General features: G+C 33.5%; 20 protein-coding genes. 13 read left to right on the top strand and 7 right to left on the bottom strand.

Annotation, left to right across the window (positions count from 1 at the left end):
- Positions 1–3 precede the first annotated feature (3 nt).
- The 6 genes from FMG_RS07725 to FMG_RS07695 all read left to right on the top strand — a co-directional run bounded on the left by FMG_RS07725 (position 4) and on the right by FMG_RS07695 (position 5,848).
- Positions 4–1,305, top strand: coding sequence for a glycine/betaine/sarcosine/D-proline family reductase selenoprotein B (locus FMG_RS07725; RefSeq protein ID WP_080503397.1), 1,302 nt, complete (start codon positions 4–6; stop codon positions 1,303–1,305).
- Between the two features lie 51 nt (positions 1,306–1,356).
- Positions 1,357–2,844, top strand: a complete 1,488-nt coding sequence (locus tag FMG_RS07715) for a glycine betaine uptake BCCT transporter (protein ID WP_012291116.1) — start codon at positions 1,357–1,359, stop codon at positions 2,842–2,844.
- Between the two features lie 110 nt (positions 2,845–2,954).
- Positions 2,955–3,620: a TetR/AcrR family transcriptional regulator gene (locus tag FMG_RS07710; protein WP_012291115.1), complete on the top strand. Its 666-nt coding sequence runs from the start codon at positions 2,955–2,957 to the stop codon at positions 3,618–3,620.
- 85 nt (positions 3,621–3,705) lie between these two features.
- On the top strand, positions 3,706–4,152 hold the full coding sequence (locus FMG_RS07705) for a hypothetical protein (protein WP_012291114.1): 447 nt from the start codon (positions 3,706–3,708) through the stop codon (positions 4,150–4,152).
- A gap of 17 nt (positions 4,153–4,169) precedes the next feature.
- On the top strand, positions 4,170–4,571 hold the full coding sequence (gene mscL, locus FMG_RS07700) for a large conductance mechanosensitive channel protein MscL (RefSeq protein ID WP_012291113.1): 402 nt from the start codon (positions 4,170–4,172) through the stop codon (positions 4,569–4,571).
- A gap of 89 nt (positions 4,572–4,660) precedes the next feature.
- Positions 4,661–5,848 carry a MalY/PatB family protein gene (locus FMG_RS07695; protein ID WP_041250628.1) on the top strand — a complete coding sequence of 396 codons (1,188 nt, stop codon included), beginning with the start codon at positions 4,661–4,663 and terminating at the stop codon, positions 5,846–5,848.
- Between the two features lie 52 nt (positions 5,849–5,900).
- On the opposite strand, the gene FMG_RS07690 is transcribed toward FMG_RS07695, so the two are convergent.
- Positions 5,901–6,872 carry a hypothetical protein gene (locus FMG_RS07690; RefSeq protein ID WP_012291111.1) on the bottom strand — a complete coding sequence of 324 codons (972 nt, stop codon included), beginning with the start codon at positions 6,870–6,872 and terminating at the stop codon, positions 5,901–5,903.
- Between the two features lie 187 nt (positions 6,873–7,059).
- Here FMG_RS07690 and FMG_RS07685 point away from each other — a divergent pair, with 187 nt between their 5' ends.
- Positions 7,060–7,749 (top strand): hypothetical protein, encoded by a 690-nt coding sequence (locus FMG_RS07685; RefSeq protein ID WP_012291110.1) that lies wholly within the window; start codon positions 7,060–7,062, stop codon positions 7,747–7,749.
- A 44-nt stretch (positions 7,750–7,793) separates the two neighbouring features.
- On the opposite strand, the gene FMG_RS07680 is transcribed toward FMG_RS07685, so the two are convergent.
- Entirely contained in the window at positions 7,794–9,233 is a 1,440-nt protein-coding gene (locus tag FMG_RS07680; protein WP_012291109.1) for an aminoacyl-histidine dipeptidase, read from the bottom strand.
- 58 nt (positions 9,234–9,291) lie between these two features.
- On the bottom strand, positions 9,292–10,671 hold the full coding sequence (locus FMG_RS07675) for a PLP-dependent aminotransferase family protein (protein ID WP_012291108.1): 1,380 nt from the start codon (positions 10,669–10,671) through the stop codon (positions 9,292–9,294).
- Positions 10,672–10,780: 109 nt separating this feature from the next.
- Here FMG_RS07675 and pdxS point away from each other — a divergent pair, with 109 nt between their 5' ends.
- The 4 genes from pdxS to FMG_RS07655 all read left to right on the top strand — a co-directional run bounded on the left by pdxS (position 10,781) and on the right by FMG_RS07655 (position 14,740).
- Complete coding sequence (gene pdxS / locus FMG_RS07670; RefSeq protein WP_002840912.1) at positions 10,781–11,623, top strand: pyridoxal 5'-phosphate synthase lyase subunit PdxS; 843 nt, start codon at positions 10,781–10,783, stop codon at positions 11,621–11,623.
- 123 nt (positions 11,624–11,746) lie between these two features.
- Positions 11,747–13,171 (top strand): TldD/PmbA family protein, encoded by a 1,425-nt coding sequence (locus tag FMG_RS07665; protein ID WP_002838984.1) that lies wholly within the window; start codon positions 11,747–11,749, stop codon positions 13,169–13,171.
- Positions 13,171–14,460 carry a metallopeptidase TldD-related protein gene (locus FMG_RS07660; protein WP_012291107.1) on the top strand — a complete coding sequence of 430 codons (1,290 nt, stop codon included), beginning with the start codon at positions 13,171–13,173 and terminating at the stop codon, positions 14,458–14,460. Before FMG_RS07665 ends, FMG_RS07660 begins: the two co-directional genes overlap by 1 nt.
- A gap of 10 nt (positions 14,461–14,470) precedes the next feature.
- A complete protein-coding gene (locus tag FMG_RS07655) occupies positions 14,471–14,740 on the top strand; it encodes a hypothetical protein (protein ID WP_041250627.1) in 270 nt (89 codons plus the stop codon).
- Between the two features lie 45 nt (positions 14,741–14,785).
- Here FMG_RS07655 and FMG_RS07650 read toward each other — a convergent pair whose 3' ends face one another.
- Positions 14,786–16,120 (bottom strand): MATE family efflux transporter, encoded by a 1,335-nt coding sequence (locus tag FMG_RS07650; protein WP_255262891.1) that lies wholly within the window; start codon positions 16,118–16,120, stop codon positions 14,786–14,788.
- A 213-nt stretch (positions 16,121–16,333) separates the two neighbouring features.
- Here FMG_RS07650 and FMG_RS07645 point away from each other — a divergent pair, with 213 nt between their 5' ends.
- Positions 16,334–17,557: a glycosyltransferase family 4 protein gene (locus FMG_RS07645; RefSeq protein ID WP_012291106.1), complete on the top strand. Its 1,224-nt coding sequence runs from the start codon at positions 16,334–16,336 to the stop codon at positions 17,555–17,557.
- 249 nt (positions 17,558–17,806) lie between these two features.
- Complete coding sequence (locus FMG_RS07640; protein ID WP_012291105.1) at positions 17,807–21,379, top strand: leucine-rich repeat protein; 3,573 nt, start codon at positions 17,807–17,809, stop codon at positions 21,377–21,379.
- Positions 21,380–21,641: 262 nt separating this feature from the next.
- Here FMG_RS07640 and FMG_RS07635 read toward each other — a convergent pair whose 3' ends face one another.
- From FMG_RS07635 to cls, 3 genes are read right to left on the bottom strand one after another with little or no spacing between them, the layout of a single operon-like run.
- Entirely contained in the window at positions 21,642–22,541 is a 900-nt protein-coding gene (locus FMG_RS07635) for a diacylglycerol/lipid kinase family protein (protein ID WP_002840821.1), read from the bottom strand.
- The gene (locus FMG_RS07630; RefSeq protein ID WP_227930497.1) at positions 22,534–23,220 is read right to left on the bottom strand and encodes a heparan-alpha-glucosaminide N-acetyltransferase; all 687 of its coding nucleotides are present in this window, start codon (positions 23,218–23,220) and stop codon (positions 22,534–22,536) included. The genes FMG_RS07635 and FMG_RS07630 overlap by 8 nt, the downstream gene beginning before the upstream one ends.
- Positions 23,220–24,743, bottom strand: a complete 1,524-nt coding sequence (gene cls, locus FMG_RS07625) for a cardiolipin synthase (RefSeq protein WP_012291103.1) — start codon at positions 24,741–24,743, stop codon at positions 23,220–23,222. The genes FMG_RS07630 and cls overlap by 1 nt, the downstream gene beginning before the upstream one ends.
- Positions 24,744–24,746 lie beyond the last annotated feature (3 nt).

Here is a 24,746-nt window from a genome sequence, read left to right as displayed (position 1 = left end):
GCTATGAAAAAAGCTATTGTATATATAAATCAATTCTTCGCTGGTATTGGTGGAGAAGATAAGGCAGATTATAAGCCGGAAATAAGAAATGAATTAGTAGGTCCAGCATCAGCGTTCAATTCAATGCTTGATGCAGAAGTTACACATACAATTATTTGTGGGGATAACTACATTGGTTCTAACCCAGAAGAAGCAACAGAAGAAATATTGGGATTTTTAGCAGGATTAGACTTTGATTTGTTCGTAGCAGGTCCTGCATTCCAAGCTGGTCGTTACGGTGTTGCTTGCGGTAGAATTTGTAAGGCTGTTAAAGAAAAATTCGGCGCAAAAGTAATTACATCAATGCATCCAGAAAATCCAGGCGTTGAAATGTATAGAAAAGACATGGTTATTTTCAAAGGCGGTAAGTCTGCCAGAGAAATGAAAGAAGATGTAAAAGCTATTTCAAACTATGCAAATAAATATTTGAATGGAGAAGAACTAGGATCTGCAGCTGAGGAAGGATATTTCTCTCAAGGAATCAGAAACCAATACTTCAATCCTGAAATGAAACCAGCAGCTCAAAGAGGCGTTGAGATGCTTATTAAAAAATTAAACGGAGAAGAATTTGTTACTGAGCTTCCAATTCCTGTTAAAGATGTAATAGAACCAGCAGAACCTATCAAAGATTTGAAGCATGCGAAAATAGCTTTGATGACAACAGGTGGTATTGTTCCTGTAGATAACCCAGATAGAATTCAATCTGCATCTGCTACTAGATGGGGAAAATACGATGTAACTGGAATGGACAGATTAAAATCTGGCGAATTCAAAACAATTCACGCAGGATTTGATCCGGCTGCAGCAAATGCCGATCCTAACGTAATTATGCCAATCGATGTTTTGAGAGATATGGAAGGCAAAGTTTACGGAGAGCTTCACAAATATTTCTATTCAACAGTTGGAACAGGAACTACTCAAGCAGAAGCTGAAAGAATGTCATCTGAAATTCTTAAAGAATTGCAAGAAGCCAATGTTGACGGGGTTATAATGACTAGTACCTGAGGTACATGTACTCGCTGCGGTGCAGCGATGGTAAATGTGATTGAAAAAGCTGGTATTCCAATTGTTCAAATGTGTAACTTGGTTCCAGTAGCTCAATCAGTTGGTGTAAACAAAATTGTACCAACAATTTCAATTCCTTATCCATTAGGAGACCCAGCTACAGGAAAAGATGTTCAATGGAATTTGAGACATCACAGAGTAGAAGTAGCATTAAATGCTTTGACAGAAAAAATAGAAGAACCAAAAGTTTATACGGTTTAAAAGAAAATGAAGGGGGATTAATTTCCCCCTCCTATATAATGGAGAATTGATATGAATAATAAAAAAAGAAATACTGTTTATATAATTTCCATGTTAATTAGTGTTGCAATAGCTGCATGGGGAATTTTGGGATCAAAAAGTTTCGAAAATGCTGCAAACGCTTTGATGAAAGCAGTAACAGTTAATATGGGATGGCTATATTTAATAGCAATGCTTACATTTGTAGTTTTTGCATTAATAGTAGCATTTTCAAAATACGGTAACATAAAATTGGGACCTGATGATTCAAAGCCAGAATATTCTACGCTTTCTTGGTTTGGAATGTTGTTTGGTGCTGGTATGGGAATAGGACTTGTATTTTATGGGGTTGCAGAGCCAATGGCACACTTCGTTGCTCCGATTGAATCGATAAAAGCAGGAAGTGCGGATGCTGCGAATTTCGCAATGAGAGCGTCATTCATGCACTGGGGAATTCATCCATGGGCCAACTATTCGATAATAGGGCTTGGACTTGCATATTTCCAATTTAGAAAAAATAAACCAGGTTTGATTTCTACACTTTTCATCCCATTAGTTGGAGAAGAAAAAGTTAATGGACCTATTGGAAAAACTATAGATATATTTGCAGTTATCGCAACTATTGCGGGAGTTGCAACATCTCTAGGAATGGGAACTTTACAAATCAATTCAGGATTAACTCATTTATTCAACATTCCAAATAATCAAATGACTTGGTTGATCATTATAGTAATAATTGCAGTTATATATATTTGGACTGCTGTATCAGGGATAGACAAAGGAATTAATTTGATTTCTAACATCAATTTAGTACTTGCAGGAACTGTTCTTTTGGTATCATTTATTGTAGGACCTAAAATTTTGATGCTAAATTCATTTACAAGTGGTATTGGAGCTTATCTGAACAATTTCTTCACAGATTCACTTGCTATTAATCCATTTGGAAAAAATGATTGGCTATTAGGATGGAGAATATTCTATTGGGCATGGTGGCTTGCATGGGCTCCATTTGTTGGAACTTTTATTGCGAGAATTTCCAAAGGAAGAACTGTTCGTGAATTTATACTAGGAGTTTCAGTTGCACCAGCATTCGCATCAATAGTATGGTTTTCAGTTTTTGGACCATTGGGATTGAACTTAGCGCAAAAGATGCCATTTGATAAAGTAAAAGAGTTGGCTGCAAATTCAGAATTAGCTTTGTTTAAAGTATTTGCAGAATATCCAATGGGAACCTTCCTTTCAATTGTAACAGTAGTTTTGTTGTGCACATTCTTTATCACATCAGCAAACTCAGCAACTTTCGTATTGAGTATGCTTAGTCAAGATGGTGATTTGAATCCAGCCAGCAGCAAAAAATTAGTATGGGGAGTTTTGCAAGCAGTTATTGCATATGCACTACTACTTTCAGGTGGACTTAAAGCATTACAAACAGCGTCTGTTGCAGCAGCATTCCCATTTATATTTATAATGCTTTTGATTTGCGTTGCGATTATAAAAGCATTCAGAACAGAAAAATTATAGTTATAAATTTTTAAAATAGCTTGTCTTATTGGCAAGCTTTTTTGTTTGACACTTAATAAACAACTACATAAATGATATAATTATATTTATAAAATAACGGGAGGATACTGATGCTCGATACTAAGAAAAAATTAACGAAACACAAAATAAATATGATCAATGGATTTATGAATTGCACGAAAAAAATTATTCGTGAACAAGGAATTGATGCTGTTACCATACGAAAAGTAGCTGAGTGCAGTATGATGAATAGCGCTACAATTTATAATTATTTCGAAAATTTGGATCATCTTATTATATTTTCAATAATGGATCAATTAGAAGATTATATTAAAGCATTGCCAGATGCTATCAAAGATTGTGATAATTCATTAGATAAGTTCTACGCTATATGGGATTGCTTCGTAAAATATTCTTTTAATAGTTCCGATGCGTATATGAGATTGTTTTTTTCAAATTTGGAAAATCAAATAGAGTATTATATTGAGCAATATTACAAGATTTTTCCGATGGAATTGAATACTGAAGATTATCCAGATGATGTTGTTGATATGCTGAATTCTAGTGCGATTTTTACAAGAAATATATATATCATGAAGGATTTTGTTGCTGAAGGCATAATTGACGAGAAAGATTTGTACGATATTAATAATATTATTATTTTTACTTACGAAGGACTACTTAGAAGAGTTAATTCTGGAGTTTTGGACATAGACAAGGGTATTTCGATGTTTAATGATTATATTAGAAAGATAATAAATTTATTCAAAAAATAAGCTTGTATCAAATAAAATTTAAATTGAATCACTTGCTTAAAAATATTATTTAAGGGTATAAATAATTAAGGAAAGGAAGATTATTATGTTAAGAACAAAAGTAGGATCTAGATTATATAATGTAAACGAAGCTATTAAGCTTGGAGAAATCGCGATAGCTAGCTTGAATGAGGTACAATCTTATTTGGGTACAGCTTCAGGATGGGGGATTTTCGATATTTTCAAGGGTAAGACTATTACTACTATGATTAAAAGGTCGAATTTGAAAAAAGCGAAGAATCAAGCGAAGAAGGCTGATTTGGCGATTAGAAAGTTCAACAATATTATGATTGATTTGGACAAGAAACCAAGCGCTGGTTTCAGATATAAAAAGACATTTTTCTTGGCGGATTATTTTGATAACAAGTTTTTCGATTCTGTTATTCAAATGCAAATTTTATCTAACAAGAAAAATTGCGAAAATGCGATTAAACAATTGAAAAAAGAAGTGTATAATTTGCAAAAGGAAAAAATGTATTTGATGAATGAATAATTTTACAAGGGGGATTTATGTTAAAAGAATTTAAGAAATTCATTACTGAAGGTAATGTAATGGATTTGGCAGTTGCCGTTATCATGGGTGCTGCTGTTAAGGAAATGGTGGATGGACTTATCAATGGTCTTATCGCTCCTTTGATTGGGGCTGCAACAGCTGGTGTTAACATGAAGGAATTGGCTGTTACACTTGCAGGAGTTAAGTTACAATACGGTTTGTTCTTGGATGCGTTGGTTAAATTTATTATAATTGCATTTGTAGTTTTCATTATGGTCAAAGCCGTTAACAAGGGCCGTGATGCTTTGCATAAAGAACCGGCGCCAGAACCAACAACAAAAACTTGCCCATATTGCAAGAGCGAAATAGACATTACTGCTACTAGATGTCCACACTGTACATCTGAATTAACAGAATAATTTAATTCAAAAGAGGATAATTGCATCCTCTTTTTTTGTTGGTTTTGTGTTATACTGAAGACATAATAATTTATAATAAGGAGATAGAAATGAGATACGATTTTGAAACGATTAGTGACAGAAACGAAATGGGTTCTAGAAAATGGGAAATTAGAAGCGAACAATTTCCAAATTTGAAAAAAGATGTTGTTCCATTTAGTTCAGCTGATATGGAATTTAAAAATGCACCGGAAATTATCGATGGTTTGAAAAAACGCTTAGATAATTTGGTTTTGGGATATTGTGCTCCTACTGACAGATTTTTCAACAGTATTATCAATTGGGACAAAAAACGCCACAATGCAGATATAAAAAAAGAATGGATTGTTGAAGTACCAACTGTTGTTAATGGATTTTTCGCTGCAGTAAGTGCCTTTACGAAAAAAGGTGATTCTGTAATGATTATGAGACCAGTGTATGGCCCATTCAGATTAGCAATTGAAATGAACGACAGGGTAATGACAGATGTTGCCTTGATTTCTGATGAGCGCAACAATTACTCAATTGATTTTGAAAAGTTTGAATTAGAATGTAAAAAAGATGAAAACAAGATGGTTATTCTTTGCAATCCTCACAATCCGGGCGGAATTTTGTGGAGCAAGGATGATTTGGAAAAAGTAATCAAGATTGCAAACGAAAATGATGTGGTTGTAGTTGTTGATGAGATTTGGCAAGATATTGTTATGCCTGGAAACACTCATACATCTGTGCTTTCATTGGATAGAAAATTAGTCGAAAAAGCTGTTGTCTGCCAATCTGCTACGAAATCTTTTAACTTGGCAGGACTTTGCTGTGGTTACACAATTATCTCCGATCCTGAAATGATGGAACAATACAAGAAGACTTTGGATGTTATGAGAAGCAATGCTGTCAATGTTATGGGACTTGAAGCTACACAATTGGCTTTTGATAATGCAGAAGATTGGCTAAATGAAATGATCAAAGTCATCGACACTAACCAAAAAATCGTCTACGATTTCTTCAAAGAAAAATATCCTAAAATTATCGTAAATCATCTTCAAGCAACTTATGTTATGTGGATGGATTTCAGATGTTTGGGATTAAGTGGAGATGAGTTGATGCAAACTTTGGTAGACAAGGCTGATTTGGTGTTTACTGACGGAAGATTCTTCGGTGAATGCGACGGATTTGTGAGATTTAACGTTGCAGCTCCAACACATTTGATCAAAGATGCACTAGCTCGTTTGGACAATTTACTACAAGAAATATACAAATAAACAAAAAATTTCCCGAAACTCGTTTGAATTTCGGGATTTTTTTTGTTTTCGATTATTTTATATTCAAAAATTGTTGCATAAATTCGAAAGGACCATTATCCACTTGTACTTTTGGGTTGTTGATGGATGTGTCTTCTTTTGAATTTAATGAAATGTTCATTTTTTCAGCATCCTTTGATTTAGGAGTGGACTTCAAATGGACATCATATGATTTATCTTTGAATTCGAATGACAAATTGAACATATCTTCTTTGTTAGTTGTTTTCAAAGTGTTGATTTTGTCTTCGAATTCTTTTTGTGATTGTTCTGATTTAAGATTGTTTTCAATTTCTTGAAGTTTTTGTTGTTCTTGGTCTGTAAGCTCACTTCCCTTGGCAAGTTTGGCGTATTCTTTGAAGTTTTTCAATAAAGTTTTTCTTGAATACTCCATAACTTTTGCCCATTGTTCACCTGTCAAATTGACAGAATATTTGTGGTTACCATCATCAGTAACTTTCAATTCTTTGTTGTCAATCACGAAATCTTTTGCGATTTTGATTTGGAATTGTGTATTAGATGATAAAAGTGGCATGAAAATTGTGAAGTCTCTTACAGTTGTAGCTTGAAAGTTTTGTTGTGTTAATTTTTGCAAAATTTCTGTAACATTGAAGTACAAATTCTTTTTAATCAAAGCTTCCTTCATTTTTCCTGGAAGATTGTTAGCGAATGCATCGTAATTCAAATACGCTTTTCCATCTTGGATTGCGAAGTGAAGTTCCCCCAAATTATTGCCTTGGCCAGCTAATTGTGCGATATCACTTGTAACAGTTGCCATTGCAACTCCTGTTTTCTTGTCTTGTGTTGCAGTGACTTTGATTTCTTTTAGCTTGGAAGTTTCGTTTTTAAATTCATAAGATTGGTTCTTCCATTCAGTTGTTTTTCTAAAATCGTTTAATAGGCTCACTTTTTCTTTTGTTTGAGAGCAAGCGCTTAAAGTTATTACCATAAGTAGTGATAATAACACTAATGTAAATTTCTTTTTCATAAATTCCCCCTGACTATATTATTATAACAGATTTGGGCAAATGATTTTAAACATTTCACAATTGTAGACTTATTGTAATAAAATGTTGAATTTTGAAGTATAAAATGACAAATAAATAGTTGAAAAATAGAAATGTTGGATTATAATTAAATTGAGATAATAAATTTGAAAAATATTAGGGGTTCATATGGCTATAGGTAAATTAAAAAAAACAATCACACTTGTTATTATTATGTTGTTACTTTTATCATCTTGTCAAAAAAAGGAAATTAAAAACGACGAGCAAAAAGCAAATCAAAACGAGACAGTAAAAGTTGCTATTGATGAAAAAGATAAAGCTAATATAAATGAAACAATAAAAGTGTTTTTTACGCAAAAATACTACAAGCTGGAAAAAGATACAAATAAAATTAGATTGAGTGAAAGCCTTGAAAAATTTTTAGCTAAAAAACCTGATAATAAGTATTATGAATTATCCGAGTTGAAAATATTGGATAAGTATAAAAGTAAAGACAAAATTATAGTTTTAGTGAAGACATTGATTTCTACTAGGGATAAGAAATCTGGAGAAGGCGCAATTATAAGAATTTTATTGTACAAGGATAATAAAGGATATATTGTAGAAAAAGAAGTTTGTGAAGATATGATAGAATCAGCAAATTATCAAACTAAACTATCCCAAAAAGATATAAAAAATTACATTAAAAAATCGTTGGTAATGAATGGAGATAATTTATCGGATTCAGAGATAGATAAGAATATAAAAGATTTTGATTTGTTCAATTTTTACTCATATATTGGAATGTTTGAAGTTCAAAAAAGTAAAGAAACTAATGAAGATTTAATCCATGTTTTAGAAAATCACGAATACAAATAATTCAAAAAGGAAAGTTCATAAAAAGAACTTTCCTTAATTTTTTGTTATTTTAATTTTTCTAATAATTTTAATGTGTAATCGTACATTCTTTGAGTAGATTCAATTCCCAAATGTTCCAATGGAGTGTGAGCTCCGAAAATATCTGGACCGAAACTAATCATATCGCAATCAGGAAGAACGCCTTTCAACAAACCACATTCCAAACCTGCGTGGATTGCAGTTACATTAGCTTTCTTGCCAGTCATTTCTTCGTACAATGCTGGAGCAACCTTTGCCAATTCTCCATCAGTGTTGAATTCCCATGCTGGATATTCTTTTTCGATAACAGTAGTTCCGTGAGTCAAATAAGCTAATGATTTGATCTTGTCGAACATATTGTGAAGTTCGCTTTCTACAGAACTTCTTACACAACAAGTAACCTTGATTTGTTCGTCGTCTGCTTCAACAACACCAACGTTTGAACTTGTTTGAACCAAACCTTCGATGTCTTGTGAAGTTGAAATAACATCGTTGATTAACAAATACAAGAATTTAACGATAGATTGAGAAGTTTCTTTTGAATAAGAAAATTCTGTTTTTTCTGTTTCTTTAATATCCAAAACCAAGTTAGGATCTGTTTTTCTACCTTCGTGACGAACGTATTCTCCAATTTCGTTTAAAATATTCATTGCTTTGTCCAAATCATCAACAGTGATGATAGCGTGAGCATTCTTTGCGATGGCATTGTGTTTTGATCCACCGGAGATTTCTTGCAATCTAAAATCCATTTCCAAAGCAACTTTGTTCAAAAGTCTTGCCATAACTTTGATGGCATTTTTGTTTTGTTTTTGAATTTCAAGACCAGAGTGACCACCATTCAAACCAGAAAGAGAAATTTCAATAGCTTTTGACAAACCTTCTGATTTTTCGCTCTTGAAAGTAGTGATAGCATTTGCTCCACCAGAACAGCTTACAATGAATTCTCCTTCGGTTTCAGTGTCAATGTTTAACAAACGAGTTCCACTCAAATGTTCAGCAGTCACACCGTTTGCTCCGTCCATTCCACGTTCTTCATCAATTGTTACAAGAACTTCCAATTTTGGATGAGAAACATTATCAGAATCCAAAATAGCTAAGCAAAACGCAACAGCGATTCCGTCATCTGCTCCCAAAGTTGTGTTATCTGCATAAACATATCCGTCCTTAACGTGCATTGAGATAGGATCTTTTAAGAAATCGTGGTCTGAATCATCAGTCTTTTCGCAAACCATGTCCATGTGTCCTTGCAAAATAACTGGCTCTGAATTTTCGTAACCTTTTGTAGCTTCTTTTTTGATAATTACATTGTTAAGATGATCTTGGTATACTTCCAATCCTCTTTCCTTTGCAAAACTAACCAAAAAATCTGAAACGCCTTTTTCATTTCCTGAACCACGAGGAATATCGTTTAATTGTTTGAACCAATGAAACACATTCTTTGGTTCTAAATCTTCATATCTTTGCATGAGTAACCTCCTATTTATATTCTTCCTTTATTATAACTCTTTTACAATATTTTGTAATCTAATTGACAAGATTATTTACAACATTTACGATAATATCCATACCATTGGAGATATCATCGTAGCTCATCTTCGCAAACCCAATCAAAAACACATTAGTGTCCACGTTTTTATCCAAATAAAAATCATCGATGGCAATTACATAAACGGAATTTTCTTTCAAAGTTTTCAACAAAACATCCCTGTCAATTCTCTTATCGACCTTGATTACGACAGATGTGCCACAATCGGTTTTTTCAAAATCAATGTATTTGCAGCCGTTAATTTTTGAAAAAATAATTTCGTATTTTTTTGCGTACACCTTTTTCATTTGATTGACCTGCTTTTCAAAATCTCCGCTGTCGATAAACTTGGACAACGCAGATTGAACGAAAATCGACACAGGACATCTCTCAGATTTTAATACAGAATAAAATTTATTCATCAAATTTTTAGGCAAAACCATAAAACTCACACGCATCGCAGGAGTTACCGTACGTGAAAAATTCCCAATGTAAATCACCTTATCATTCACATCCAAAGTTTTTAATGGGGCGATAGGACGAAGCTTGTATTTGAATTCTGCATCGTAGTCATCCTCAATTATGTAGCGATTATTTTTTTCGTAAGCCCAATTCAACAAATCAATCCTTTTATTAATAGGCATAATCGCAGAAGTAGGAAACTGATGAGAAGGAGTCACGCTTACAACATTCGCATCTGTTTGTTTGAGAAAATCTATATCAATCCCATCCTCATTCACATTAATCGGCGTGCTGTCGAAATTATTGTAGAAACCAATTCCGTGATATGCATATCCAGGATTTTCGAAACCAAAAATGGGATTGTTAAGAAGATTTTTAATCAAAATCAACAACTCGTTGCTGCCGGAACTCACGACGATTTGGTTGGGATTCACGATAATTTCCCTGAAATCCTTCAGATAATTTGAAATAGAACACCTCAAAGAAAATAGTCCAAGTCCATCGACCTTTCCCAAAATAGCATCATCATCTTCGTTAATTGAATCCCTGAAAGCTTTTCTGATCTGCTTGTATTTGAAACACGATTTATCCACACCAGAAAATGAAAAATCATACTTGAAAGTATTCTTCTCTTCTACAATCATATCCTCATCATCAAAGTTTGCATCGTTTCGCAAAATGTGACCAGATTTTTCTACAAAAAATCCACTTCTCTCACTGGAACGAATGTAGCCTTCCTTTTCCAATTGATAATACGCATTGGACACAGTGTTTATTGAAATATTCAGCTCATTAGATAATTTTCTAATAGAAGGAAGCTTGTCATTGGTTTTCAATTGTTTCATGTTAATCTTTTCTTTTATAGAATCGTAAATTTGATTATACAAATAATCTTTGTCGTTTAAATTTATGAACATAAAATCCTCCGTTGGATTAAGTATAACACATCTGTACCCATAAAATTATTTTGTTTTGCTACTATAATTAGATGCAATTTGCATGTATTATAAAGGCGAGGTGATTTGAATGGATATAAATGAAAAATTAAAGGGTGGAGTAATAATGGATGTAATCAATGCTGAACAAGCGAGGATTGCAGAAGCAGCAGGAGCAGTAAGTGTAATGGCACTTGAAAGAGTTCCTGCAGATATTAGAGCTGCTGGAGGAGTTAGCAGAATGAGCGATCCTAAAATGATTGAAGAAATTATGAAAGCTGTCAAAATTCCTGTGATGGCAAAAGTTAGAATTGGTCATTTTGTTGAGGCGCAAATCTTGGAATCGTTGGGAATTGATTACATTGATGAATCAGAAGTTTTGTCTCCGGCAGATGACAAATATCATATCGACAAATCAAAATTTAACACTCCTTTTGTTTGTGGAGCGAGAAATTTATCGGAAGCTTTACGAAGAATCAAAGAAGGCGCCAAGATGATTAGAACAAAAGGTGAAGCTGGAACGGGAGATGTTGTCCAAGCTGTTACACATATGAGACAAATCATGGGCGAAATTTCATTGGTGAAGTCTTTGAAGGAAGATGAATTGTACGACAAAGCAAAAGAAATGGGAGTTTGCTTTGAATTATTGAAATACGTTCACGAAAATGGAAAATTACCTGTACTTAATTTTTCTGCAGGTGGAGTTGCAACTCCTGCTGATGCGGCATTGATGAGACAATTGGGAGCTGAAGGTGTGTTTGTTGGTAGTGGAATTTTCAAAAGTGGAAATCCAGAAAAACGCGCCAAAGCTATCGTAAAAGCTGTGGAAAATTACAATAATCCTGATGTATTGCTTGAAGTTAGCAAAGATTTGGGAGAAGCAATGGTGGGAATTAATCCAGATGAGATAAAAGTAATTATGGCTAATAGATAAAACGAAATAAACTAAACAAAGGCTACCTGAAAATTGGTAGCTATTTTTTGTGATATCATTTTCTTTAAATTTATTGTAATAGCTAGAAGTATTTACTATAATTATTAATGAAAGGGGTAGAAAATGAAAAAACTAACTACATCAAAATTTTTATTAGATAATAAATCTAAATTACAAGAAATTATAAAAAATTTGGAAACTGATTTCAAATACGTTTCTATTTTGGGTTGCGATGTTGATGGGGCAAGTTATTCTGTGACTACATCAGCAATTTCATTAAATCCATCTCCTGATTACCAAAGAGGATTCGTAATCAGAGTGTACACTGATTTGGGATTTAGTGAGTATTCATTTAACGAAGTAAATGTAGATGAAGTATGCGAAAATGTCCGCAAAATCGCACTTGAAGATCGTAAAAAAATCGTCGAAGGCTTGGACAGAGTAACTTACGACAGACTTCCAAATGACGACGAAATCGTAAAAGAAAAAATCACTGAAGTTGAAAACTTACCAGAACAAGATAATCCTGAAAAAATTATCACTACGTTACAAAAAATTCACGACGAAGTTAAATCAAAATACGAAAAAATCGTTCAACTTTCTTTGAGATTGAATATTACGCAAGTTAATAAAATTTTCTTATCCAAGAATAAAGATTTGTACCAATCTTACGCTTATTCAACAGGATTTGCAATGGCAGCAGCAACTGATGGAAAGAATACTAAATTAGATTTTATTTCTAGTTCTGGATTGTGTGGAAGTGAATTGATTTCTGAATTCGAAAAAGCAGCGGATGATGCTTGCAGAAGAACTGAAGAATTACTTACAGCAGACAGAGTTGTTCCTGGAGAATACGACATAATTTGCGATCCTGATTTTACAGGACTTATCGCTCACGAAGCTTTCGGCCACGGAGCTGAAATGGATATGTATGTAAAAGAACGTGCAAAAGGAAAAGAATACCAAGACAAGAGAGTTGCAAGCGACAAGATAATCATGCACGACGGTGCAACAGCTTTCGACGAAGTGTCAAGCTATTTATTCGATGACGAAGGAAACTTGGGAAGAGATACTGTGATTATTGACAAGGGAATTTTGCGTCATGGAATGTGCGATGAATTGTCTGCGATTTTGTTGGGACAAGAATCCACAGGAAATGGCAAGAGAGAATCTTTCAAGAGAAAAGTATACACTCGTATGACTAATACTTTCTTTGAAGCGGGCGAAGATTCTGTTGAGGATATGATTAAATCTGTTGACAAAGGATATTTGTTGGAAGGTTTCTCATCAGGAATGGAAGATCCGAAAAACTGGGGAATTCAATGCGTTGCAATGAAAGGCCGTGAAATTATAGATGGCAAATTAACAGGCAAAATCGTAAGCCCAGTTTATTTGACAGGATATGTTCCAGATTTATTGCAATCAATCACACAAGTTTCCAATGGACTTGTACTTTCTGGTGGAGGATATTGTGGAAAAGGCTGGAAAGAATGGGTTAAGACATCGACTGGTGGATCATACATTAAGGCAAAGGGGATTTTAAGTTAATGGAAAGATTAATTAATATATTAAAACAAAACGAAAAAATTACCGACTGGATAGTTGTCAACACTGTGTCCAAATCTAACGAAGTTTTTTTGATAAAAGACAAGGTGGACATGAATAGAAGTTGCGTGACTAACGAAACATCTGTGAGGGTGTTCGTTGATTTTGAAGAAAACGGAGACAAATTCAAAGGTGACAGCACAGTTGTGTTGAACTTAAATGACAGTGAAGACGAAATCAAAGAAAAAATCGACAGAACTGCTTTTGCAGCGAAGTTTGTCAAGAACAAATACTATGAACTTCCAGAAAAAGAAGAAGGATATGCTACATTAAAAGACATCAAAGTGTGCGAAGATTTGACAGATAATTTCAAAAAAGTTCACGATGTTATCTACAAAGATTACGGCTACCAATCAAAAGTAAATTCCTGCGAAATTTTCGCCTACGAAAATCACAAGCATGTCGTTACATCAAAGGGTGTGGATGTAGAATATCCATCCAACAAATTTACGTTTGAAATCGTAACTGATTGTAACATTGGTGATGAACCTGTCGAAATATTCAACGGTTATGATTTGACAAGTATTGATTATTCGAAAATCGAAGAAATTGTCGACAAACAACTTTTGGAAACTGAAAAAAGATCAAGCGCCGTTAGAAATGAAAAAATGGAAAATATGAGAGTACTTTTATCAAACGAAGCTGTCGAAGAATTCTTGTATTACTATTACGACCAAGCGAGAGATGCGATGATTTATCAACAAATCAGCTCGGCAAAATTAGGCGAGAGATTCTTCGGAGAAAACCCAAAAGTAAACTTCAACATGAAAATCAATCCGATTTTAGAAACATCAATCAACAAAAGACCTGTCGATTCAGAAGGTAAAAAACTTATAGAGTATGATTTGTACAAAAATGGAGTTGTTGAAAATTTAGTTACTAACGCAAAGTTCAGTTACTATTTGAATGTTAAAAACATGGGACAATCGCCAGTTTTCGAGGTGTGTGGTGGAGATATTTCTGTCGAAGAATTAAAATCACAAGACTACATTGAAGTGTTGGCGTTCTCATCATTTTTGATGGACAGCGCTACAGGAGATTTCGGTGGAGAATTCAGACTTGCAAGACTTGTAAAAGATGGTGTGGAATCATTCATAACAGGTGGATCAATTTCATTAAATGTAAAAGACATACAAGATTCTATGATTTTCTCAAAAGAATTGAAATCTCGAAAGAACAGCTTAGCACCAGCAGTTATTGCATTCGATAATGTAACAGTTGCAGGAAAATAAGGAGGTAAAATTGAAACAAAAAAATATATTTGGAGTGTTGGAATTATATGCGTATTGTATTGGATATGTTTTGTTGATAACAATCTACAGATTTTTCAGGACAAATGAGTTTGATGCTGTGGGATTTTTGAAAATAGCAGCTACAATTTTTGTAGTAGCATCGGCTACGTTTGCGATTTTCAATAAAGGATCATTCAAGAAAACATCTTCTGATTACAAATTACCTATGATAATGATAACGGCTGTAGTGTCTATTCTTGTTTCAGTATTTATATTCTAAAAAAACAAAGGTTTGAACATTGGAAACCCAATATTCAAACCTTTTTTAAATTCCGAGAACAAATTCGTCGTCGTTGTGAATTGTTTTAACCAAAAATCCAGATTTAACCAAGAAATAAGTCGTAGTTAATGTGGATAAAACATCAGACACTGGCATCGCTGACCACACGCCTGTTAGTCCGAAAAGTTTTGGGAAAATCAACATCAACGGCAACAAATAAATAAGTTGTCTTGTCATTGTCAATATGAAACCAATTTTTGGTTTGCCGATTGCTTGGAACAATGACGATCCAATTATGGAATATCCAAGCATGAAAATCATCGAATTGTAAATTCTAAGTCCAGGAATTGCGATGTCCTTGATGACTGCATAATCTTCAGGTCTTGAAATAAAAATTTTCACCAACAAATCTGGTCTAATCATTGTGAATGCCCAATTCAAAACCATGTACACAGTTCCTGCAACAACTGCAATTCTTAGAGTGTGCTGAACACGTCTGTATTTGTGCGCTCCAAAATTAAATCCTAAAATTGGTTGGATACCTTGGTTAATACCGAAAATCGGCATGAATGCAATTTGTGAGACACTGTAGATAACACTCATAGATGATGTCGCCAAATCTCCACCGTAAATTTTAAGGGAATTGTTGAAAATAATATTAATACCACTAGCTACAAGTTGCATCGCAAATGGTGACACTCCTAGTGCGAAAATTTGCTTGCAAAAATGAAAATCGAGTCTGAAAGTTTCCTTAGTCAAACGCAATAACGCACGATCTGAAAGGAAATATCTCACAACCCAAATACTAGATAAAACTTGACCGATAATTGTCGCCCAAGCAGCACCTTTAACTCCCATTTGCATTGGGAAGATGAATATATAATCCAAAATAATATTGGAAATCGCACCGATAAACATCGTTACCATCGCAGCTCTAGGATTGCCTTCTCCACGAATGAAATTGTTCATCGCAAAACCAACCATTTGAAAAGGCGCACCATACAAAATAATTTTTCCATAATCGTAAGCGTAAGGCATCAAAGTGTCACTTGCGCCGAAAATCTTCAAAAACCATTTTAAATTTAAAAGAAAAATCCCTGATATCAAAACCCCAAAAATAATAGATAAAACCATAGACGTGCCGAGGATTATTTCTGATTCTGTTTTCTTGCCTTCACCGAATTTAATTGAAGAAAGTGAATTGCCACCCACACCAATCAACATTCCGAATGCCATCAAAAATAAAAAAATCGGGAAAATCAAATAAACGCCACCAATGGACATTTGATTTACACCGGCACCAAGGAAAATTCTATCTACAACATTGTACAAAGCTTGAACCAACATTCCTACAGTCGCTGGAACTGAAAATTTCCAGATTAATTTTGGAATGGATTCATTGCCGAGAAGATTTGATCGTTGTTCGTTTAAATTTTCTATAATAATCGCCCCCTAATCAAAATAATACATGCTATTATACATTAAACAACAAACATAATCAATGATTTATAAAAACTTTCAATAAATAACTAAAGAAATTAAAATGCCATTATGATAATATAGATGTAGAATAATAATAAAAAGGATGATCACATGAAAATACTACACGTAATCGCACAACTACCGAAGCAAACTGGAAGTGGCGTTTATTTTACAAATGTAATTCAGTATATGCAACAAAACCACGAAAATGCTGCTGTTTTTGGAATACAAGATGATATAAAATTAAACTTGGATGAATCAATTAAAACATATCCGGTGGAATTTAAAAGCGAAAAATTGAACTTCCCAATAGTTGGAATGAGCGATGAAATGCCTTACGATTCAACAAAATACAGCGACATGACACACAATATGATTGAAGATTGGACAAATGAATTCACGAAACAATTGAAAAAAGCAAAACAAGAATTCAAGCCAGATGTCATCGTATCTCATCATTGTTGGATGTTAAGCAGTCTCGTGTTAGATATTTTCGATGAAACTCCTGTTTTATTACTAAATCACGGAACAGACATCAGACAAACCAACCTCAACCCAGAATTGTTCATGACATGTGTGAATAATCTGAACCGTGCAAAAAAAGTTCTCGCATTAAGCAAAAAAGACGTAGAACCAATTTCTGATATATTTGAAATCGACAAAGAAAAAATCGTCGTAATGGGTGGTGGTTACAACAGCAATATTTTCTACAGAAGAAAAGAAGACCCACACAACGAAAGAATTACACTATTGTTTGCAGGGAAATTATCGCACGCAAAAGGAGTGTACGAACTTTGCAAAGCATTCAAAAAGCTAGAAGAAAAATACGATAATTTGGAATTGACATTAGTCGGAGATGTCGACATAGAAACAAAAATTGAGTTGTGGGACCAAACGGCAAACTCGCTTCACTTCGATTTGCACAACACATCTTGTCAGAAAAACCTCTCCAACAAAATGAGAGCATCGGACATATATGTGCTTCCAAGCTACTACGAAGGATTGGGACTCATTGCAATCGAAGCATTGGGTTGTGGAATGAGAGTCGTTGTAACAGAAATAGAAGGACTCATCCAAACACTAGATGACGAAATAAATAACAGTACAGCCATCGAATTTGTCAAAATGCCACGACTCAAAACAATCGACAGGCCTTACGAATCAGAAATCGAACCATTCGTCGACAGATTGGCACAGGCTATTGAAACACAAATAATCAGAGTTCAAAACCAAGAACCAATACCAGAAAAAATCCACGAATTAGTATTGAATCATTCTTGGGATCATATTATGCTTGAAATCGAGAATGAGTTGATGGAGATAGTGGAGAAATAATTTAAGAAAATTTTACTGAATGCAGCTTTTAATTTATTAAGAGCTGTTTTTTTATTGGAAAATAGAAGAAATAACGAACTTTATTTTAGCTATTTCAAGATAATTTAATTAGAAAAAATGAAGCACAGGAAATTCTTGTAAGAATTAATTTGATAACAAATATCATTGAATAGAATTTGAAATTATAGTAAAATGAAAAAGTTCTTTAGATGATAAAGAATATCATTAATAATTTAATAGGAGGTTCTTATGAACAAAAAGAAGATTATTTTTTCTTTGGTTTTTGTATTTGCTTTGATTTTTGGATTAAATATTAATTCCAAAGCAGCGGATGACAAATATACAGCGGATGATTTTGTGATTGTGGGAGATACTGTATACGGTTTTTCAAAAAGCGGAGTACAAAAGCTAAAAAGAAATCGAAATGTTGTGCTACCAACAAAAAGCAAAGAAAATGTAGATTTGAAAAAAATAGCAAGTTTTGCTTTTGTGCACGATAAGAGTAGTGAGATTGACGAGTATACTCAAAGAGAAGGCGAAAATGGAGAGATTAACAACTTAGATGTTGATGGAAACGAAATTAAAAAGCTTGGAGAAGATTTCGGGCAATTAGACATAGAATCTGTAGAGATTCCTAAAGGATATACTTATATTGGACAAGATGCTTTTCGAGAAAATAAAAATATTAAAAGCGTTAATTTACCAAACAGCATAATTAAAATTAGTGATTATGCATTTGCAGATCTAAGTTTAAAGACTATAAAATTACCAGATAATTTGGAATTTTTGGGAGATCAAGTATTTTTTTATAATCAAATAGAAGGCAAACTTATTTTACCTAAAAATTTAACAAATTTAGGAGAAAGATCATTTAAATCTAATCAAATTACAGAATTAGAATTTAATTGTGAAAAATTGGAAATTATAAAAGAACAAGCTTTTGAAGATAATAAAATTAAGCAAGCGAAACTTCCAGATAGTGTGAAAAAAATTGAGATTGGTGCATTTAATGGAAACCTTGGTGATGAAAACTACGCAATGAAAGTTGTGCTTTTCTCAAATGGAAATGTGGACAACAAAGATTCTTCTTCCATTGTTAATCCGACAGAAGAAGACAAGACAACTTCAGTAGATGTGGATAGTTCAAAATGGGATGAAAAAGATTTTGTGTTTGATAAGGGCAAGGTTCTTGGATTTTCTGGTATCGGGAAATTAAAAGTTCGTAAGAATAAGGATCTTGTAATTCCTGAAAAGAATGGGAAATATCCTATTGATGAAATAGGAGATGATGCATTTAGAAATGTGGATTTTGAAGGTAGTAGTTTAAACAAATACGATTTGAAAAGCATTAAACTTCCAAAAACTGTGAAAAAAATCGGGAAATTTGCATTCCAGTCTAATTATTTGACAGACTTTGAAGCTCCAGAAGCTCTTAAAATAATTGGAGACGGAGCATTCATGAATAACAAGATAGAAACGCTTGAATTAAGCGAAAAGACTGAAATAATTGGAAGTAGTGCGTTTCATATTAATAAATTATTTGCGATTGTGATTTATCCAAATGTTAGAGAAATTGGAATTTCAGCTTTTAGAAATAACGATGCACAAAATGTAATGTTTATGGGCGATAAAGTTGAAAAAATAGGAGAAATGGCTTTTTGTAACAATAAAATAGATGAATTGGATTTGAGTTTATTAACAAAACTAAAAGAAATCCCTGTTCAAGCTTTTTACAAAAATAGCATTACAAAGGTTACAATGCCCGAAAATTTGGAAAGTGTAAAAGAAGAAGCATTCAGATACAATAATTTAAAAGAGATTGATTTTTCGAATAAAATCAAAGAAATAAAATTTAACGCATTTGACGATAACAAAGTTGGGGATAACTACAAAAAAGTTTTAGTTAAAATAAAAGGAAAAACATTAGCTGATGGAAACAATTTTGTTGTTAATCCTGAAGAAACTACGAAAAATAAAGATGATTTGAAAAAAGTTTTGGATGAATTAAACAAGTTAGATTTAACAGAACTCAGAGATGATACTCAAAAGCAATTTGAAGATATGAAGGCTGAAGGTGAAAAACTGTTAAAACAAGATAAATTATCTGAGGGTGCGAAGTTAAAGTACATCCATGATACTCAGTTTTTTATAAATCGCTATAAGTTAGACTCATTAATTAAAAAAGGAGAACTAACTATTAAAAATAATCCACAGAATACTGAGATTTTGAAAGATAAACTTGAATACGCAAAAAAATCTTATAACAATTCAGCTGTTGTGGATAATAAATTAACTCGTTTAACAAAAGAATTACAAAATCTTATTAATATTGTTGAAAACAAAGGAAATATGGCAGATTCAATAATGAAACAAGGCCATTTTGAACTTAAAACTCCACTTCCAATTCCGTCCTATCATATTGGAATGAATGTGTATTTTGACAAAAACGGCAAAATCTTATATGTGTTAGATATGTCTTATACTATTGGGAAAGGACAAAAAGACGAGTACGGAAATGAGATTTTGAATGTTGATGAAGATAATGAAGGTTATCATATGTTAGCCTTGGAGACTTTGGATGATTATGAAGGGCTAAATTACTCAGATATTTTGAAATCAAATGTAGATAGTCTTGGAAAAATCAGAAAAGTTGATGATAGAGCAAAATATCATAGGGAAGGAATTTTTGAAGCAATAAAAGATGCTTGCAAAGATTTTGAAAAGGAAAATATAACAAAACCTGGCAAGAAAAACCCAACAAAACCAGAAAAACCTGGCAAGGAAGATCCAGCAAAACCTGGCAAAGAAGATCCAACAAAACCTGGCAAGGAAAACCCAGCTAACCCAGGAACAACAACACCAAGTAACCCAGGAACAACAACACCAAGTAACCCTGGAACAGTAACACCAAGTGTACCTGGAACAACAACACCAGAAACACCAGCTCAAACAACAAAAGAAACAACAAAAGAAACAACAAGAGTTGCAGGAGCTGACAGAATCAACACAGCAGTAGAAGTATCCAAGAAATACTACAAATCTGCTGAAACAGTAATCATAGCAAACTACGAAAAATTCGCAGACAGCTTATCAGCATCAGCATTATCAAAAGCATTAAAAGCACCAATCTTGCTAGTTAAAAAAGATCAATTAGACTCAGTAGTAGCACAAGAAATCAAGAGATTAGGAGCAAAAAATGTAGTTGTAATAGGTGGAGAACAATCAGTAGATGAAGCTAAAAACAGCCTATCAAAATACAACGTACAAACAATAGCTGGATCTGACAGATACGAAACAAGCGCTAAGATTGCACAAGAAATAATCAAACGCACAGGAACAACACAAGCGGTCATCGCAAGCGGAGAAACATTCGCAGACGCATTGACAGTAGCACCACTAGCAAACAAAAACAACATGCCAATACTACTTGTACAACCAAACAACATACCAAAAGCAACACAAGAAGTATTGAAACAAATCAATAAAGCAATAATTGTAGGAGGAGAAAAGACAATCTCCAAAGAAGTAGCAAACAAACTACCAAACGCTACAAGAATTGCCGGAGCAAACCGTTACGAAACAGCAAAGAAAATTTACGAATACGGCTTCAAAGATAGATCAGAAGTTAACATCGCAAACGGAACAAACTTTGCAGACAGCTTAGTAATAGGCTCCATTGATTGCCCAATATTATTAGCAGAATCAAACGAAGTACCAGAAAGCACAAAACAAGCTATCAAAGACTCAAAATTTGAAAAAGTTAATGTATTTGGTGGAGAAAACTCAATAGATGAATCAGTCGTAAAAGAATTGATTAAATAAAATAAAAACGCAGCACATAAAAATATTGTGCTGCGTTTTTACAAAAAACATAATCTCTACTAATTTGAACATAATTAGTACACATTCATAGTTTATTATATAGGTATAAACAAAGTAAGTTTAATCTCAAGAAACAATCTCCTCCCTTAATATTGTTTTAACCTTAGATTAAACTGGAGACCATTTAGATGGTCTCTTTTTTATATTAAAATTTTAACCTAAAAAAAAGCTAACTCGTTTGAGTTAGCTTTTCTACTATAATTTATTGTTCAAATGGTTTCGATAAGAATTTGAATCTTTTTTCTATTACTTTGATGTTTGATGGTGTTTTTTGGTACAATTCTCCGTCAGTATCTGCTACTAATCCTTCAGGTGAGATGAACTTTATTTCTTTTGCTTTGAATGTCTGAACGCCTTCGTTTTGTTCGTTAAAATCAAGGCTGTTTGATTGTCCAAACATTGCTTTGAAGGAAGCTAGGTTGGATTCTTCAACTACAAATACGTTCAATATTCCATCGCTTGGGCTGATGTCAGATATTGGAATTTCAACTCCACCGGAATACAAACCATTAACGACAAATACCATAACGGCATTTCCTTTTAAAGTTTTGCCATCTATTTCCATTTCGTAATCAAATGAATTATCTTGTGTTAATGTTTCAAAAATTTTTGGAATATATGTCAAAACACCAAAAGTTGATTTGTCGGCATCTTGCATTTTTTGTGCGTTTTCTGATGCCATTCCCACTGTCCAGAAATTCAGAGCGATTTTGTCGTCATTTAATATGCAGTCGTATTCTTTGACTTCTGCATCCAATAAATTTTCACTTGCTTCTATTGGATTTGCTCCAATATTCACAGTTCGTGAGAAATCGTTGAATGATCCGCCTGGAATAATTCCTATGACAGGGTTCATGTCGTAATCATATAATCCATTGATGACTTCGTTTATTGTTCCATCGCCTCCGACTACTATTACCAAATCAAAATCTTTTAATTCTTCACATTTTTTGTAAAAATCACCTTGTTCTTCGCTTTGGAAAAACACTGTTTCATTTGATAATTTTAATATATTAGAGCTACATTGAGACAATAATTCAAATATGTCTTGTTGTCCTGAATTATTGTGATACATTACGATTGATTTTTTGAATTTATTCATTGAGTCCTCCTAAAAATTTTACGATTTGTACAATTATCATTATGATAGGTTGGTGAATTAAATAAATCATCAAACTTTTTTTGCCCATTTTTGATAATACATTTTCTCTTACATTTAATTTTATATCTAAAAAATCGTGTGCGCAATAACCAACTAGATACATGAAATACCAAGGTAGTAATGGGAAATAATCGCCGCTGTAGAATTTGTCGTTGTAAAATCCAACGAAACTAAACAGATTGCTACTTATATTCACAGGATGAGCACTTATTTTGTAAGTTAAAATAAACAACACAAAAGATAGGTCACATAATATTTTTTTGTTAAGGGTTAATTTGTCGACAAAAGTCGTTAAGAAAGATGCTGCACACAATAGATGAATTATCCCAAAAACTATGAAAAACTCATTAGCGAAAAAATACGTCGTAACACTCAAAATCATTGAGACGATAAAAAGCGTCAATGTGTGTTTCTTGTGATTGTGGGACAAATTGAAGCAATAGCCCGATATTAAAATAAAGCTAATGCAGATGAATCTCTCCCAAATCATTCCAGGCGTATTTACAAACCATTCGATTTTGAAATTTTCCATGTAAACAAGATCGAACAGCAAATGATAAATCACCATGTTTACAATCGCAAATCCCCTTAACGTATCGATTAGATTATTTCGTTTCATCATATCATTGGTGAGAATACTTTTAGTATTACGGATATAATTTTTCTAAACACGCTTTGGCTTTCCAATTGTCTGGAGAAAATTTCTCGTGATTGGGATTGCATTTCCAAGAAATCTTCCTTTAAATCGGAAATAATGTGTGAATCGTAGTACATTGCTCCGTTTTCAAAGTGTAGATACAATGATCTAAAATCGAGATTGATAGAGCCAATGACACAGTATTTGTCATCACTAATACAACTTTTTGCGTGCAAAAATCCTGGTGAGTATTCGAAAATTCTAACACCCGCTTCCAAAAGCGACTTGTAGTATGTTCTTGTAACCATATACACCAATTTTTTGTCGGGAATTCCAGGAGTCATGATTCTGACATCGACACCGCTTAACGCCGCATCTCTTAGGGAATCTATCATGTCATCTGATGGAATCAAATACGGAGTTGTAATGTAGAAATATTTTCTGGAACGAGACACCAATTGCATGTACGCACCCTTTCCAACAGGAACATCGTCTAATGGAGAATCCGTATAAGGTTGGCAATAACCTTCGTTTTCGGAAACATCTGGGACAGTTTTTTCGAAATAATATTTGTAGTCAAGCTCATTGTCATCGTACAATTCCCAAATTGACAAGAACATTATCGTAAATGACCACACACCATCACCTGTAACTCTGATTCCTGTGTCCTTCCAATATCCAAATTTTTGGATTTTGTTCATGTATTCATCCGCCAAATTAAATCCGCCAGTGTAAGCGACTTTTCCATCTATAACGATGATTTTTCTGTGATCTCTGTTGTTGTGACGAGGCATTGGTAGAACTCGAATCGGATTGAAAACTTGAACTTTTATACCTTTTTTTTCTAGCTTGTTGTAATATCTACGCGAAAGTTTCGTCATGCAACCGAAATCGTCGTACAAAATCCTGACGTCGACTCCTTCTTTTACTTTTTGTTCCAAAACTTCCAAAATATTATTGAACATGTAGCCTTCTTCGATTATAAAAAACTCCAAGAAAATATAATCCTTTGCGTTTTTTAAATCTTCCATCAAATACTCGAAGAAAACTTCGCCGTTTTTCAAATATTTCGAACTCGTTTTCGAAAAAACTGGAGCGTGAGCTGTTGTGTTTATGTAAGTTGCGATTGACTTGGAGTCTCCTTCAAGCTCGTCAATTACATTACCATTTGACAAGATATGGTTGTTAAATGTTGAACTTATCGTGTCCATTCGTCTTTGTTGTGCACGAACGAATCTGTTTCTTCTGAAAAACAAATAGAACACCGCTCCAAACAACGGAAATATCCATATAGGAATAAGCCATCCTAGTTTGAAACTCGGGTTTACATCGGTGTTGACCACCATTATCGTAAAAGCGAAGGATATTATAATGTTTAATGTGTACACGTACACAAAATTTCTTTGAAAACTTAAAATCAAATAAACTAATAGAGAAATTTGAATGATAAATACAATTGCCAGAAGCATTATTCTACTAGTTAAAAATTTGAATAATTTTTTCATTTG

The organism is Finegoldia magna ATCC 29328, assembly GCF_000010185.1.
GTDB lineage: Bacteria > Bacillota > Clostridia > Tissierellales > Peptoniphilaceae > Finegoldia > Finegoldia magna_H.
This window is presented reverse-complemented; position numbering and strand designations above follow the sequence as displayed.

Bases quoted from the DNA above. Each gene is read 5' to 3' on its own strand.
- FMG_RS07645 (WP_012291106.1), top strand. From the start codon at position 16,334: ATGAAAATACTACACGTAATCGCACAACTACCGAAGCAAACTGGAAGT.
- FMG_RS07705 (WP_012291114.1), top strand. From the start codon at position 3,706: ATGTTAAGAACAAAAGTAGGATCTAGATTATATAATGTAAACGAAGCT.
- FMG_RS07675 (WP_012291108.1), bottom strand. From the start codon at position 10,671: ATGTTCATAAATTTAAACGACAAAGATTATTTGTATAATCAAATTTAC.
- FMG_RS07635 (WP_002840821.1), bottom strand. From the start codon at position 22,541: ATGAATAAATTCAAAAAATCAATCGTAATGTATCACAATAATTCAGGA.
- FMG_RS07710 (WP_012291115.1), top strand. From the start codon at position 2,955: ATGCTCGATACTAAGAAAAAATTAACGAAACACAAAATAAATATGATC.
- pdxS (WP_002840912.1), top strand. From the start codon at position 10,781: ATGGATATAAATGAAAAATTAAAGGGTGGAGTAATAATGGATGTAATC.
- FMG_RS07695 (WP_041250628.1), top strand. From the start codon at position 4,661: ATGAGATACGATTTTGAAACGATTAGTGACAGAAACGAAATGGGTTCT.
- FMG_RS07680 (WP_012291109.1), bottom strand. From the start codon at position 9,233: ATGCAAAGATATGAAGATTTAGAACCAAAGAATGTGTTTCATTGGTTC.
- cls (WP_012291103.1), bottom strand. From the start codon at position 24,743: ATGAAAAAATTATTCAAATTTTTAACTAGTAGAATAATGCTTCTGGCA.
- FMG_RS07640 (WP_012291105.1), top strand. From the start codon at position 17,807: ATGAACAAAAAGAAGATTATTTTTTCTTTGGTTTTTGTATTTGCTTTG.
- FMG_RS07690 (WP_012291111.1), bottom strand. From the start codon at position 6,872: ATGAAAAAGAAATTTACATTAGTGTTATTATCACTACTTATGGTAATA.
- FMG_RS07660 (WP_012291107.1), top strand. From the start codon at position 13,171: ATGGAAAGATTAATTAATATATTAAAACAAAACGAAAAAATTACCGAC.
- mscL (WP_012291113.1), top strand. From the start codon at position 4,170: ATGTTAAAAGAATTTAAGAAATTCATTACTGAAGGTAATGTAATGGAT.
- FMG_RS07630 (WP_227930497.1), bottom strand. From the start codon at position 23,220: ATGAAACGAAATAATCTAATCGATACGTTAAGGGGATTTGCGATTGTA.
- FMG_RS07665 (WP_002838984.1), top strand. From the start codon at position 11,747: ATGAAAAAACTAACTACATCAAAATTTTTATTAGATAATAAATCTAAA.
- FMG_RS07685 (WP_012291110.1), top strand. From the start codon at position 7,060: ATGGCTATAGGTAAATTAAAAAAAACAATCACACTTGTTATTATTATG.
- FMG_RS07715 (WP_012291116.1), top strand. From the start codon at position 1,357: ATGAATAATAAAAAAAGAAATACTGTTTATATAATTTCCATGTTAATT.